13 protein-coding genes and 1 tRNA gene are annotated in these 12,529 nt (G+C 64.5%); 11 read left to right on the top strand and 3 right to left on the bottom strand.

The features are described 5' to 3' along the window. Position 1: 1 nt before the first annotated feature. The 3 genes from RAD04_RS19845 to RAD04_RS19835 form a co-directional block, all read right to left on the bottom strand. Positions 2–418 carry a DUF6538 domain-containing protein gene (locus tag RAD04_RS19845; protein ID WP_461625091.1) on the bottom strand — a complete coding sequence of 139 codons (417 nt, stop codon included), beginning with the start codon at positions 416–418 and terminating at the stop codon, positions 2–4. Positions 419–518: 100 nt separating this feature from the next. Continuing rightward, positions 519–595, bottom strand: a tRNA-Arg gene (locus RAD04_RS19840). 261 nt (positions 596–856) lie between these two features. Beyond that, positions 857–2,356 (bottom strand): ATP-binding protein, encoded by a 1,500-nt coding sequence (locus RAD04_RS19835; RefSeq protein ID WP_461625090.1) that lies wholly within the window; start codon positions 2,354–2,356, stop codon positions 857–859. Between the two features lie 361 nt (positions 2,357–2,717). Between RAD04_RS19835 and rpmH the strand changes: the two genes are divergently transcribed. The 11 genes from rpmH (at position 2,718) to dapE (ending at position 12,449) form a co-directional block, all read left to right on the top strand. Further along, positions 2,718–2,852 carry a 50S ribosomal protein L34 gene (gene rpmH, locus RAD04_RS19830; protein ID WP_008542748.1) on the top strand — a complete coding sequence of 45 codons (135 nt, stop codon included), beginning with the start codon at positions 2,718–2,720 and terminating at the stop codon, positions 2,850–2,852. A gap of 28 nt (positions 2,853–2,880) precedes the next feature. Beyond that, positions 2,881–3,294, top strand: a complete 414-nt coding sequence (rnpA, locus tag RAD04_RS19825) for a ribonuclease P protein component (protein WP_018321165.1) — start codon at positions 2,881–2,883, stop codon at positions 3,292–3,294. A 16-nt stretch (positions 3,295–3,310) separates the two neighbouring features. Beyond that, a complete protein-coding gene (yidC, locus tag RAD04_RS19820) occupies positions 3,311–5,164 on the top strand; it encodes a membrane protein insertase YidC (RefSeq protein WP_091955486.1) in 1,854 nt (617 codons plus the stop codon). A gap of 158 nt (positions 5,165–5,322) precedes the next feature. After that, positions 5,323–5,976, top strand: a complete 654-nt coding sequence (gene yihA, locus RAD04_RS19815) for a ribosome biogenesis GTP-binding protein YihA/YsxC (protein WP_018321163.1) — start codon at positions 5,323–5,325, stop codon at positions 5,974–5,976. Beyond that, positions 5,976–6,341, top strand: a complete 366-nt coding sequence (locus tag RAD04_RS19810) for a DUF423 domain-containing protein (protein ID WP_461625089.1) — start codon at positions 5,976–5,978, stop codon at positions 6,339–6,341. The genes yihA and RAD04_RS19810 overlap by 1 nt, the downstream gene beginning before the upstream one ends. 269 nt (positions 6,342–6,610) lie before the next feature. Next, the gene (gene argB, locus RAD04_RS19805; protein WP_091955477.1) at positions 6,611–7,498 is read left to right on the top strand and encodes an acetylglutamate kinase; all 888 of its coding nucleotides are present in this window, start codon (positions 6,611–6,613) and stop codon (positions 7,496–7,498) included. A 158-nt stretch (positions 7,499–7,656) separates the two neighbouring features. Then, positions 7,657–8,643: a DUF1036 domain-containing protein gene (locus RAD04_RS19800; RefSeq protein WP_461625305.1), complete on the top strand. Its 987-nt coding sequence runs from the start codon at positions 7,657–7,659 to the stop codon at positions 8,641–8,643. Positions 8,644–8,657: 14 nt separating this feature from the next. Then, entirely contained in the window at positions 8,658–9,347 is a 690-nt protein-coding gene (locus RAD04_RS19795) for a pyrimidine 5'-nucleotidase (RefSeq protein WP_461625088.1), read from the top strand. A gap of 208 nt (positions 9,348–9,555) precedes the next feature. Beyond that, positions 9,556–10,401: a 2,3,4,5-tetrahydropyridine-2,6-dicarboxylate N-succinyltransferase gene (gene dapD / locus RAD04_RS19790; protein ID WP_028140835.1), complete on the top strand. Its 846-nt coding sequence runs from the start codon at positions 9,556–9,558 to the stop codon at positions 10,399–10,401. Between the two features lie 324 nt (positions 10,402–10,725). Next, positions 10,726–11,286 carry a DUF805 domain-containing protein gene (locus tag RAD04_RS19785; RefSeq protein ID WP_461625087.1) on the top strand — a complete coding sequence of 187 codons (561 nt, stop codon included), beginning with the start codon at positions 10,726–10,728 and terminating at the stop codon, positions 11,284–11,286. Then, positions 11,283–12,449, top strand: a complete 1,167-nt coding sequence (gene dapE / locus RAD04_RS19780; RefSeq protein WP_461625086.1) for a succinyl-diaminopimelate desuccinylase — start codon at positions 11,283–11,285, stop codon at positions 12,447–12,449. Before RAD04_RS19785 ends, dapE begins: the two co-directional genes overlap by 4 nt. Positions 12,450–12,529 lie beyond the last annotated feature (80 nt).

Below are 12,529 nucleotides of genomic sequence, written 5' to 3'. Positions count from 1 at the left end.
CCTACGAGTTCCCGCCGCGCAATGGCGCAGCATCGTCTATGGTGCCGATACCCCTGCACGTCTGACAAACGCCGTTATCCGAAACGTTCTTGTTCTCGCTGCTACAAACCGGACAAGCCTGCCAGTCCTTTCTGCCTTCATGGAACAGCTCCATTCGCCCGTCGCAGGCTATGGGTGCCGAGGTTTCAGCAAGGCTCGCCTTGGCCTTGGCTATGATGCGGTCGAACTCAGCAAGGACCGGCTTGGCACGTATGTTGGCCTCGCGAACGTCCTTGGTGCCCAGCGACCGCTTCAGGTGTTTCTGCGCTGCCTTGCCGTTATTCAACTCGCGAGCGACTGCAGCCTGCAATCCCTCGGGTTTCTCCGGCACCGTCTTCCGGGCGCAATACGTCCCGTGCCTATCCTTGATAACACCCATTAAAACACGCACGATTAGCACCACCGCTTGTGACCACCACGCGGCAGCTAAGCGCTTGTATCTGCGTTACTTCTTGATTCTCAATGAGAACTTGTGCGACTGGCGCGCCCGGAACGATTCGAACGTCCGACCCTCAGATTCGTAGTCTGATGCTCTATCCAGCTGAGCTACGGGCGCGTTTTTCGCAAACAGCGCGGGCTTGGCCCGCAGGCAGCCCCCGGCAAAACCGGAGGGGGTGCGAAAGAGCGCTCTGACTAACCGCTCTTGTCCCGATTGGCAAGGTCCGGGATGGGGAGATTTTGCAAGGAGATGACGGTTTGGATGTCATTCCGGGGCGATGCGCAGCATCGAACCCGGAATCTCGCGCCAAAGCTCGGGATTCCGGGTTCTCGCTACGCGAGCCCCGGAATGACGGGAGACTATAGGCCTTTGGCCGACTCACGCCCTCTGCCGCTCGTTGCGGATGGAAAGGAGCTCGACGGGGCGGTCGGGGATGACGATGCGGAAAGTGGCGCCGATGGTGCCCTCGACCAGGTGGATATCGCCGCCATGGGCGCGGACCAGCTCAGCGGCGATGGCGAGGCCAAGGCCGCTGCCGCCGGGGCGGCCGGAGGTCTGGAACGCTTCGAATAGATGCTCCCGGGTCTTCGGGGGGACACCGGGGCCGGTGTCGGAAACCTCGAGAATTGCGACAGCACCCTCGCGCTTTCCCGTGATCCGGATCTGCTGCACCCCGCCCTCGCCGGAGGCGTGACTTTCCAGCGCCTGGGCGGCGTTGCGGACGAGGTTGAGAAGCACCCGGAACAGCTGATCGGGATCGGCATCGACCGCAAGCCCGCGATCGATCGCGGCGACCCAGGCGATCGAGGCGTCGGAGGCGAGGCCCGCGGTCTCGCGCACCTCCAGCACCACAGGCTCGATCAGGATCATGCGGCGGTCGGGCGCGGCCTCCTGGGCGCGGCCGTAGGACAGCGTCGACTGGCAGAAGGCGATGGCGCGCTCGAGCGAGCGCACCAGCTTTGGCGCAAAGCGCTGCACCCGCGGATCCGGCACGCTGGCGAGCTGATCCGACAGCAGCTGGGCCGAGGCCAGCAGATTGCGCAGATCGTGGTTGATCTTGGACACGGCGAGGCCAAGCGCGGCGAGCCGGCTCTTCTGATGCAGCATCGACATCAGATCGCGCTGCATGTCCGACAATTCGCGCTCGGCGACACCGATCTCGTCGCTGCGCTGGCTCGGCACGATGATCCCGGCCGAGCTTTCAGGGTTCTCGTGGAAGCCGACCAGGCTCGCGGTCAGCCGCCGCATCGGCCGGACGAAGAGATAATGAAGCGCCAGGTAGACAAGGCCCGCGGTCAGCGCCGCGATGATCAGCGCGACCACCACGACGTTGCGGGAGAACCGGTACATCTGCTGCCGCAACGGCAATTCGTCGGTCACGATCTCGATGAACTGGGCCGTGCCGACGCCGGGCCCGACGATGCGGATGGCCTGGTTGCCGGTCTCCAGCATCATCCGGAACGAGCCGGTGATCGCCTCCCACGCCGTCATGTCGCGCAGGTCGATGTCATGCTCGATGGCGGTCGGCAAATTGTCGCTGGCGAGCAATCGGCGCTGCTGGCCCATCTTGATCGCGACGGCGCGGGCATTGATGCTTTTCAGGATCTGGCGCGACAGCGAATCGGGAACCATGCCGAGCGGCGCCGCATCCAGCACCAGCGCCGCCGTATTGGCTGCGGCGACGCGGTCGTTCAGCCGGTTGACCCAGAAGTTGGCAATGGCGGGCACATAGAGCAGCACGGCCGCGATCATCACCAGAGGGACGGTGAGCAGCAACAGCTTGCCTGACAGCCCGAGCCCGCGCGTCCCACGGGGGCGCATCGCCGGCGGGTCCGGCTGATCCTGATCCTGGACCGGCTGGAGGTCTGTCGTTGCCACGAAAGTCGCCCTCGCCTTTGGCGGATGAAGGATTGTTGGTATGAAGATGCGGCCCGACCCGGGTCCGGTCAAATTACGGATCGCTAATCTGCCGAGGTGGGATGTAAGCGCTGATATCGCGAGTCGCCACCTCAAGGGTTAAAAACCCCGCACAAACAGCGATATTCACCAGAATCGTGCGCTTGTGCGGCGTTGACGAAAAGAAGGCACTCCCTTATAAGCCGCGCAAATTGTCCGCGATGACCCGGTGCGACACCGGGAGCGGCTCTCTTGGGGCCGGAAACGGCTCGTTTTGGGCCGCATCTTCCGGACTTTACCATCAATTCTACAGGCAAATTGCCCGGTCAGCGGAGAAAAACCCGTGAAGCGGACTTATCAACCCAGCAAACTGGTGCGCAAGCGCCGTCACGGCTTCCGTGCCCGTCTCGCCACTGCCGGCGGCCGCAAGGTTCTCGCCGCCCGCCGCGCTCGCGGCCGCAAGCGTCTGAGCGCCTGAGCCGGACCCCCTTTTCCGGGATTTCATCATGGATCGGCTGAGGCAGCGGGCGGATTTCCTCGCCGTTGCCAATGGCGCGCGGGTGAACAGTCCCGCGTTCGTCCTGCAAAGCCGCCCCCGCGATGACGGCGGCCCGATCCGGATTGGCTTCACCGTTACCAAAAAGAACGGCAACGCCCCCGCGCGCAATCGTATCCGGCGCCGGCTTCGCGAACTGGTGAAGCGGCTCGATCCGGTGTCGATGCAGCCCCATCATGATTATGTCCTGGTCGGACGAAGCGGCGCGCTCTCGCGCGACTTCGCCACCATGCTCGACGATCTGCGCATGGCGTTCACGAAGCCGGCGCGGCATACGGCCAAGGGACCTGCGAAGGGACGCAGCCCGAGGACTGACCGTACCGGGCCCCGCCCCGCTCCTGCTGCCAGCCGCAAACCGGATTGATGACGAGACCCCAGAGATGACCGACAATCGCAATACCATCCTCGCCGTCATTCTGTCGGGCCTCGTCCTGATCGCCTGGCAGTATTTCTACAATGTGCCGGCGATGGAGAAGCAGCGCGCCCAGCAGCAGGCGCAGTCCGAGCTCCAGAAGACCACGCCGCAGCCGTCGGCCTCCGCAACGCCGGGCGCGACGCCGCAGCAGCCGGGCAACGCCGCTCAGCCGGCAACGCCGGGCGCGAACCAGCAGGCCCAGCCCGTGGTGGCGCGCGAGGCCGCGATTGCGGCCAGCCCGCGCGTGAAGATCGACACGCCGCGGATTGCCGGCAGCATCGCGCTGAAGGGCGGCCGCATCGACGACATCGCGCTGGTGCAATTCCGCGAAACGGTCGATCCGAAGTCGCCGCCGATCATCCTCTATTCGCCCTCGGGCACCGCGGAGCCCTATTACGCCGAATTCGGCTGGGTGGCGGCGACGGGCGTGACGGCGAAGATGCCTGATGCCCAGACCGTCTGGCAGCAGGACGGCAGCGGCAGCCTGACGCCGACGACGCCGGTGGTGCTGAAATGGGAGAATGGCGATGGTCTCACCTTCCGCCGCACCATTGCGGTCGACGACCATTATCTCTTCACCATCAAGGACGAGGTGAGCAATGTCGGCAATGCGCCGGTTACGCTCTATCCGTTCGCGCTGATCTCGCGCCACGGTGCGCCGCAGGTCTCCGGCTACTACATCCTGCATGAAGGCCTGATCGGCTATCTCGGCGACCAGGGCCTGCAGGAATATGCCTACAAGAAGATCGACGAAAGCAAGAAGGTGGACTTCAAGGTCACCAACGGCTGGCTCGGCATCACCGACAAGTACTGGGCCTCGGCGCTGCTGCCGGATACCAATGCCCAGCTGCAGGCGCGCTTCTCGTCGAACCCATCCGGCAACGTCCACACCTACCAGACCGACTACCTGCTCGACCCCGTCACCGTCGCCATCGGCGGCACTGCGACCGCGAACGCGCGGCTGTTCGCCGGCGCCAAGGAAGCCGGCGTGGTCGGCGTGTTCCCGTTCGCCGGCCTCGGCGGCTACAACAAGGAGCTGGGGCTGAACCATTTCGATCTCTTGATCGACTGGGGCTGGTTCTACTTCATCACCAAGCCGATGTTCCTCGGCCTCGACTTCTTCTACCGCTTCTTCGGCAATTTCGGCATCTCGATCCTGCTCGTGACCGTGATCGTGAAGCTGCTGTTCTTCCCGCTGGCGAACAAGTCCTACGCCTCGATGGCGAAGATGAAGTCGGTTCAGCCGCAGCTGCAGGCGCTCAAGGAGCGCTACCCCGACGACAAGGTGAAGCAGCAGCAGGAGATGATGGAGATCTACCGCAAGGAGAAGATCAATCCGGTCGCCGGCTGTCTGCCCGTGCTGATCCAGATCCCGGTGTTCTTCTCGCTCTACAAGGTGCTGTTCGTCACCATCGAGATGCGGCACGCGCCGTTCTACGGCTGGATCAAGGACCTCTCGGCGCCGGATCCGACCAACCTGTTCAACCTGTTCGGGCTGATCCCGTTCGATCCGACCACGATTCCGGTGTTCGGCCATTACCTCGCGCTCGGCATCTGGCCGATCATCATGGGCATCACGATGTGGTTCCAGATGAAGCTGAACCCGACACCGCCGGACCCGACGCAGCAGATCATCTTCAACTGGATGCCGCTGATCTTCACCTTCATGCTGGCGGGCTTCCCGGCGGGCCTCGTGATCTACTGGGCCTGGAACAACCTGCTCTCGGTGATCCAGCAGAGCTACATCATGCGCCGCAACGGGGTGAAGGTGGAGCTATTCGACAATCTCAAGGCGACGTTCGCGAAGAAGGCGACGTAGCTCCACGCGAGTGCCTGGTCACGCGGGCAAATGCCTCCACATCGTCATGCCCGGGCTCGTCCCGGGCATCCACGTTTTGGAGGGTGCCGCGCCGATAGGCGTGGATGGCCGGGACAAGCCCGGCCATGACGAGAGGATAGAGTGGTCGGATGAACGGCATGACCGACGACAAAGATGCGAAGCTGATCGAGGCCGGGCGAAAGCTGTTCGCGCGTGACTGGCAGTTCATCTGGGCCTCGCCCTCGATCCAGACGCTGCCGCCGATGGCGGGGCTGGAGGTCGCCTTTGCCGGGCGCTCCAATGTCGGCAAGTCGAGCCTGATCAACGCGCTCACGGGGCGCAACGCGCTGGCGCGCACCTCGCATACCCCGGGACGCACCCAGGAACTGATCTTCTTCGAGGTCCCCGGCAAGACCGACCTGCGCCTGGTCGACATGCCCGGCTACGGCTATGCCAAGGCGCCCAAGAGCCAGGTCGCGTCCTGGACCGAGCTGATCCACAAATTCCTGCTGGGACGCGCCTCGCTTGCGCGCGTTTACGTGCTGATCGACGCGCGGCATGGCCTCAAGGAGGTCGACCTCGAGGTCCTCAAGACGCTCGACCGCTCCGCGGTCAGCTACCAGATCGTGCTGACCAAGGCCGACCAGGTGAAGGCCTCCGAGCTGCAATCGCGCATCGCCGAAACAGAGGCGGCGCTGGCCAAGCATCCGGCCGCGTTCCCGAATGTGCTCGCGACCTCGTCACGCAGCTCGACCGGCATGGAGAGCTTGCGCGCCGCGATGGCGAAACTCCTGGAAGAGCGGGCTTCGTAATGGTGGCGCAGCGCCTGCTGATCGGACTTGCCGGTTTGATGGGCGCCGCCGGCGTCGCGCTGGCCGCCGCCTCGGCGCATGGCGGCGATGCGAGCCGGCTGGCCTCGGCCAGCGCGATGCTGCTGTTTCATGCAACTGCCATACTTGCAGCTGTCGCCCTGCTCGCGCGCGGCCTTCTGCACGGCGGAATTGGCCTCATCGGCGCATTCGGCTTCGTGATCGGCGCCGTGCTGTTCGCGGGCGACCTCACCTTGCGGCAATATGCCGGACACTCGCTGTTTCCATATGCAGCGCCGACGGGCGGGACGGTGATGATCTTGGGGTGGCTGGCGGTGAGTGCGGCGGCGGTGGTGGCGAGGAAGTGACGCTCTTTCTTACCCTCCCCTGGAGGGGTCCGGGACGCGGGTAGCTCGCCCGTGGGTCGGCTCATGTTGAGCGTAGCGAAATATGAGCCGGGGTGGGGTGATCTCTCCACTCGGACACTGTCCAGCGCGGAGAGACCGCCACCCCACCGCGCTCGCGCGACCGACCCTCCCCCTCCAGGGGAGGGTAAGAGCGAACACCACACTTTGCGCCACGCCCGCCAATCGGATAGAACGCAGGCCGCTCCAGTCCCGCCAGCGAGATCCGTGACATGACCGACATCTCCCCGCTCGACCAGGCCCGCATCCTGTCGGAAGCGCTGCCGCATATGCAGCAGTATGACGAGGAAACCATCGTCATCAAATATGGCGGCCATGCCATGGGCGACGAGGAGACCGCGAAGAATTTTGCCCGCGACATCGTGCTGCTGGAGCAGACCGCGATCAATCCGGTGGTGGTGCATGGCGGCGGGCCGCAGATCGCGACCATGCTCAAGCGCCTCGGCATCGTCTCGGAATTCGCCGCCGGCCTGCGCATCACCGATGCGGCGACCATCGAGATCGTCGAGATGGTGCTCGCCGGCTCCGTCAACAAGCAGATCGTCGGCTACATCAACGAAGCCGGCGGCAAGGCCGTGGGGCTGTCCGGCAAGGACGGCAACATGGTGAAGGCGTCGAAGACGACGCGGACCATCATCGATCCGGGCTCGAACATCGAGAAGGCAATCGATCTCGGCTTCGTCGGCGATCCCGAGAAGGTGGACCTCACGCTGCTCAACCAGCTGATCGGCTACGAGCTGATCCCGGTGCTGGCGCCGCTCGCAACCTCGAAGGACGGCCAGACGCTGAACGTCAACGCCGACACTTTTGCCGGTGCGGTTGCCGGCGCGCTGAAGGCCAAACGCCTGTTGCTGCTCACCGACGTGCCCGGCGTGCTCGACAAGTCGAAGAAGCTGATCCCGCAATTGTCGGTCAAGGATGCCCGCAAGCTGATCGCCGACGGCACCATTTCCGGCGGCATGATCCCGAAGGTCGAGACCTGCATCTATGCGCTCGAGCAGGGCGTCGAGGGCGTCGTCATCATCGACGGCAAGATGCAGCATGCGGTGCTGCTCGAGCTCTTCACCAACCAGGGCACGGGAACGCTGATCCACAAGTGATGCGAGAGACGCCACGCACGAAAGCCGTCATGCCCGGGCTTGTCCCGGGCATCCACGATCTTTCTTCTCGTGGCAATGACGTGGATGGCCGGGACAAGCCCGGCCATGACGGGCGGAGGGCTCAGCGCTCCCGCCGTTCACCCCTGACCCGCTTCCTGATGGCGCTGCCGGCCGCGGCCGTCTCGTTCGTCTTCTCGTCGGTGCCGGCCTTCGCCGATCTGAAGATCTGCAACCGCATGTCCTATGTCGTCGAGGCCGCGATCGGCATCGACGACAAGGCGGCGACGGCGACGCGCGGCTGGTTCAGGGTCGATCCCGCCACCTGCCGCGTGGTGGTGCAAGGCACGCTGACCGCCGATCGCATCCTGCTCAACGCCCGCGCGCTCGGCGTTTATGGCGCCTCCCCGATTCCGCAGAACGGCAGCGACATGCTGTGCGTGGCGCAGGACAATTTCGTCATCGCGGCGGCCCGGCAATGCCGCAGCGGCCAGACCCAGGCTGCGTTTACGCAAGTGACGCCGGCGCAAGGAGCCGACGGCAACCTCATTGCGTATCTCGCCGAGGATTCCGAGTACGACGACGAGCAGGCCCGCCTCGCCGGCATCCAGCGGCTGTTGGTGATCGCGGGCTACGACGCCGCGCCGATCGACGGCGTCGACGGACCGAAGACGCAGGCAGCCCTGGCCGCGTTCCTGAAGAGCCGCGGATTGTCGTCGGACATCGTGGGCTCGCAAAACTTCTTCAAGACCATGGTCGATGCGGTGCAGACGCCGTCCACGACCGGCCTCACCTGGTGCAACGACACGCCGCACAAGGTGATGGCGGCGATCGCAACCGACGACGGCAAGTCCGTGACCAGCCGCGGCTGGTATCGCATCGATCCCAAGACGTGCCTGCACCCTGATGTGACCGGTCAACCGAAGCAGATCTTCAGCTTCGCGGAAGCCGTCGACGCCGACAACCGCGCCGTCAAGCTGAAGGACCGGCCGCTGAACTGGGGCGGCGACAGGCAGCTCTGCACGCGCGAGACCAAGTTCGAGACCGTTGAGCAGACCGATTGCGGCGCGCGCGGATTCGCGGCGACCGGCTTTGGCGCGGTGGACATGTCGAGCGGTGGCAAGACGCTGCGCTTTGCGGTGCCGTGATCGAGAGAGCTGTAATGAAATCTCCCCGCACCTTCAACCACGTCGACACCTGGGTGTTCGACCTCGACAACACGCTCTACCCGCATCACGTCAATCTGTGGCAGCAGGTCGATGTGCGGATCACCGAGTTCGTGTCGAGCTGGCTGCAGGTGACGCCGGCGGAGGCGCGAAAACTGCAGAAGGATTATTACCTGCGCTTCGGCACCACGATGCGCGGCATGATGACCCTGCATGGCGTTTCCGCCGACGACTATCTCGCCTACGTCCACAAGATCGACCATTCGCCACTGGAGCCGAACCCTGCGCTCGGCGAAGCCATTGCAAAATTGCCGGGGCGCAAGCTGATCCTGACCAATGGCTCGGTCGACCATGTCGATGCGGTGCTGGCGCGTCTCGGCCTCGCCTCGCATTTCGACGGCGTGTTCGACATCATCGCCGCCCAGTTCGAGCCGAAGCCGGCGGCGCAGACCTATCAGAAATTCCTCGCCGACCACGCGGTCGATCCGACCAAAGCCGCCATGTTCGAGGACCTCGCCCGTAACCTCACCGTCCCGCACCAGCTCGGCATGACCACCGTGCTGGTGGTGCCTGACGGAACGAAGGAGGTGATGCGGGAGGACTGGGAACTGGAAGGCCGGGATGCCGCCCATGTCGACCACGTCACGGATGATCTGACGGGGTTTTTGGGAAGGCTCTCGCGGTGAGCCCGTAGCCCGGATGGAGCGCAAGCGAAATCCGGGATAATTCGCGCGGCGGAGAGGCTTTCCCGGATTGCGCTTCGCTCCATCCGGGCTACGGGGGCCACTACGCTTGTCCGGGACGACAGCGGAGTATGCCTTGACTCCGCCCCGCCAAATCCCGAAAAAGCGCTCCAATTCACACGAAACCACGCCTTCCCCAGAGGAAATCCCGATGTCCCTCCAAGCCCTCGAATCCACCATCAACAGCGCCTTCGACGCACGCGACGGCATCTCGACCTCGACCAAGGGCGAGGTGCGCGAGGCCGTGGACCAGGCGCTGGAGATTCTCGACAAGGGCGAGGCGCGCGTTGCCGAGCGCGGCAGCGACGGCAAGTGGAAGGTCAATCAGTGGCTGAAGAAGGCCGTGCTGCTGTCGTTCCGCCTCAACGACATGGGCGTCATTCCCGGCGGATCCGGCAAGGCGACCTGGTGGGACAAGGTGCCCTCGAAGTTCGAAGGCTGGGGCGAGAACCGTTTTCGCGACGCCGGTTTCCGCGCCGTGCCCGGTTCGGTGGTCCGCCGCTCGGCCTTCATCGCCAAGAACGTCGTGCTGATGCCGTCCTTCGTCAATCTCGGCGCCTATGTCGATGAGAGCACCATGGTCGACACCTGGGCCACCGTCGGCTCCTGCGCCCAGATCGGCAAGCGCGTGCACATCTCCGGCGGCGCCGGCATCGGCGGCGTGCTCGAGCCGCTGCAGGCCGAGCCCGTGATCGTCGAGGACGATTGCTTCATCGGCGCGCGCTCGGAAGTCGCCGAGGGCGTGATCGTGCGCAAGGGCGCGGTGCTGGCGATGGGCGTGTTCCTGGGCGCCTCGACCAAGATCGTCGACCGCGAGACCGGCGAGGTCTTCATCGGCGAAGTGCCCGAATATTCCGTCGTGGTGCCCGGCGCGCTGCCCGGCAAGCCGATGAAGAACGGCCAGATCGGCCCGAGCACCGCTTGCGCCGTCATCGTCAAGCGCGTCGACGAGCGCACGCGCTCCAAGACCAGCATCAACGAGCTGCTGCGGGATTGAGCTGAGGCCACAAGCCCCGCTCTCTGACCGTCACCCTGAGGTGGCCGCCCCTTCGGCGGCCCTCGAAGGGCGATGGCCCGGCTGCCGCAACACCTGGGCCGTGCATCCTTCGAGGCTCCCGGCGCGATGCTTTGCATCGCGCCACTCGCACCTCAGGATGACGGGTTCGAACCCACCCTCCCTCCATCGCGACCAATCCTCGGGCGGCTCCTCCCGCCCGGAGCCGTTCGTATGGACTGGACCTGGTATCTGTTCCGCTTCGACGGTCGGATCAACCGCGCGTTGCTGTGACAGGCGCTGCTGATCGTCGCGCTGCTGGCGGGTTTGCTGGAGATTGCCGGTCAAGTCATCGGGATCGCCGGAGGGACGAGGTCCACCCTGAAGCTCGGAATTGAGTTCGATTTCGACTTCGGTCTCGACGGCCTCTTCAAGCTGGTCGACCCCCGCGTCTCCCACGCGCTGGCATCAGCCGATCTCGCGGGCTCGATCCTCAAGGCGTCCGGCATGGCGCTGTTCTTCTGGATCTATCTCGCGACGGCGATCAAGCGACTCCATGACCGCGACAAGAGCGGCTGGTGGATCGTTCCGTTCTTCTTCCTGCCCGGCCTGTTCAGCCAGTTCGCGGACCTGCTGCCCAAATCAAGCTGGATATTTTCGCTCAACCTGACTGCCGCACTGCTGTGGCTGTGTGGCCTCGTCGAAATGTTCTGCCGGTCCGGCACCTCGGGCCACAACCGGTTCGGCCCTGATCCGCTCCTCGATATCGAGGACAGTTCGGCATCCGCCGCCTCCCCTGCGAAAGGCTGGGACCAGAGCCGCGAGATCGAAATTGTCCCGCCCCGTGCTAGCCCACCCGGCGGCATGCATGTTAAGCGGGGCGCATGACCGATGCTCTCTCCATTGCCCGCGATCTGATCCGCTGCCCCTCGGTAACCCCGGAAGATGCCGGTGCGCTCGGGGTGCTCGAAAAAGCCCTCAACGCCGCCGGCTTCACTTGCCACCGCGTGACCTTCAGCGAGGAAGGCACCGCCGACGTCGACAATCTCTATGCGCGGATCGGCACCGAAGGCCCGCACATCACCTTTGCCGGCCATACCGACGTGGTGCCACCCGGGGACGAGAGCGCCTGGAGCGTCGGTGCGTTCTCCGGAGAGGTGAAGGACGGCATCCTGCACGGCCGCGGCGCGGTCGACATGAAGGGCGGCATCGCCTGCTCGGTGGCGGCGGTGCTGGAGCATCTCGCCGCCAATGACGGCAAGCCGCGCAACGACGGAAAGGGCTCGATCTCGTTCCTGATTACGGGCGACGAGGAAGACGTCTCCATCAACGGCACCATCAAGCTGTTGAAATGGACGGCCGAGCGCGGCGAAAAATTCGACCATTGCGTGCTGGGCGAGCCCTCCAATGTCGAGACGCTCGGAGACACCATCAAGGTCGGCCGTCGCGGCTCGCAATCCGGCACGCTTTATGTCGACGGCGTGCAGGGCCACGTCGCCTATCCGCATCGCGCTTCCAATCCGGTGCCTGACATCTCCAGGCTGATCGTGGCGATCTCCGACGAGCCGCTCGATCATGGCAGCGCGCAATTCCAGGCCTCCAATCTCGAGTTCACCTCGGTCGACGTCGGGAATAAAGCCAACAACGTCATCCCCGGCGAGGCCCGCGCCAAGTTCAACATCCGCTACAACGACAACCACACCCAGGCCTCCTTGCGCGAGCTGGTCGAGACGCGGCTGACAAAAGCCTGCGGCAACCGCATTAAGGCCCGCATCGTCTGGGAGCCCTCGAACTCCAACGTGTTCGTTACCAAGCCCGGCCCGTTCACCGATCTCGCAGTGTCCGCGATCGAGGAGGTGACGGGGCGGAAGCCCGAGCTGTCGACGTCAGGCGGCACTTCGGACGCAAGGTTCATTTCCAGCTATTGCCCGGTGATCGAATTCGGTCTCGTCGGCCAGACCATGCACCAGGTCGACGAGCGCGTGCCGGTTAAGGATCTGGAGAAGCTGACGCAGGTCTACCGCGGGATTTTGACGCGATATTTTGAGTAGGGCGCTTTCCGCCAAGCCCACCGTCATGCCCGGGCTCGTCCCGGCCATCCACGTTCTTTGCTGCCGCTAACAAGAAAGAT

The organism is Bradyrhizobium sp. 25ACV, from assembly GCF_054863005.1.
The sequence above is the reverse complement of the archived record's forward strand: the minus strand, read 5'-3'. Positions and strand labels throughout refer to the sequence as shown.

What these genes read in the sequence shown, in the direction of transcription:
- RAD04_RS19845 (WP_461625091.1), bottom strand. Translation starts at nt 418, where the DNA reads ATGGGTGTTATCAAGGATAGGCACGGGACGTATTGCGCCCGGAAGACG.
- rnpA (WP_018321165.1), top strand. Translation starts at nt 2,881, where the DNA reads ATGGATCGGCTGAGGCAGCGGGCGGATTTCCTCGCCGTTGCCAATGGC.
- yidC (WP_091955486.1), top strand. Translation starts at nt 3,311, where the DNA reads ATGACCGACAATCGCAATACCATCCTCGCCGTCATTCTGTCGGGCCTC.
- yihA (WP_018321163.1), top strand. Translation starts at nt 5,323, where the DNA reads ATGACCGACGACAAAGATGCGAAGCTGATCGAGGCCGGGCGAAAGCTG.
- RAD04_RS19810 (WP_461625089.1), top strand. Translation starts at nt 5,976, where the DNA reads ATGGTGGCGCAGCGCCTGCTGATCGGACTTGCCGGTTTGATGGGCGCC.
- argB (WP_091955477.1), top strand. Translation starts at nt 6,611, where the DNA reads ATGACCGACATCTCCCCGCTCGACCAGGCCCGCATCCTGTCGGAAGCG.
- RAD04_RS19800 (WP_461625305.1), top strand. Translation starts at nt 7,657, where the DNA reads ATGGCGCTGCCGGCCGCGGCCGTCTCGTTCGTCTTCTCGTCGGTGCCG.
- RAD04_RS19795 (WP_461625088.1), top strand. Translation starts at nt 8,658, where the DNA reads ATGAAATCTCCCCGCACCTTCAACCACGTCGACACCTGGGTGTTCGAC.
- dapD (WP_028140835.1), top strand. Translation starts at nt 9,556, where the DNA reads ATGTCCCTCCAAGCCCTCGAATCCACCATCAACAGCGCCTTCGACGCA.
- dapE (WP_461625086.1), top strand. Translation starts at nt 11,283, where the DNA reads ATGACCGATGCTCTCTCCATTGCCCGCGATCTGATCCGCTGCCCCTCG.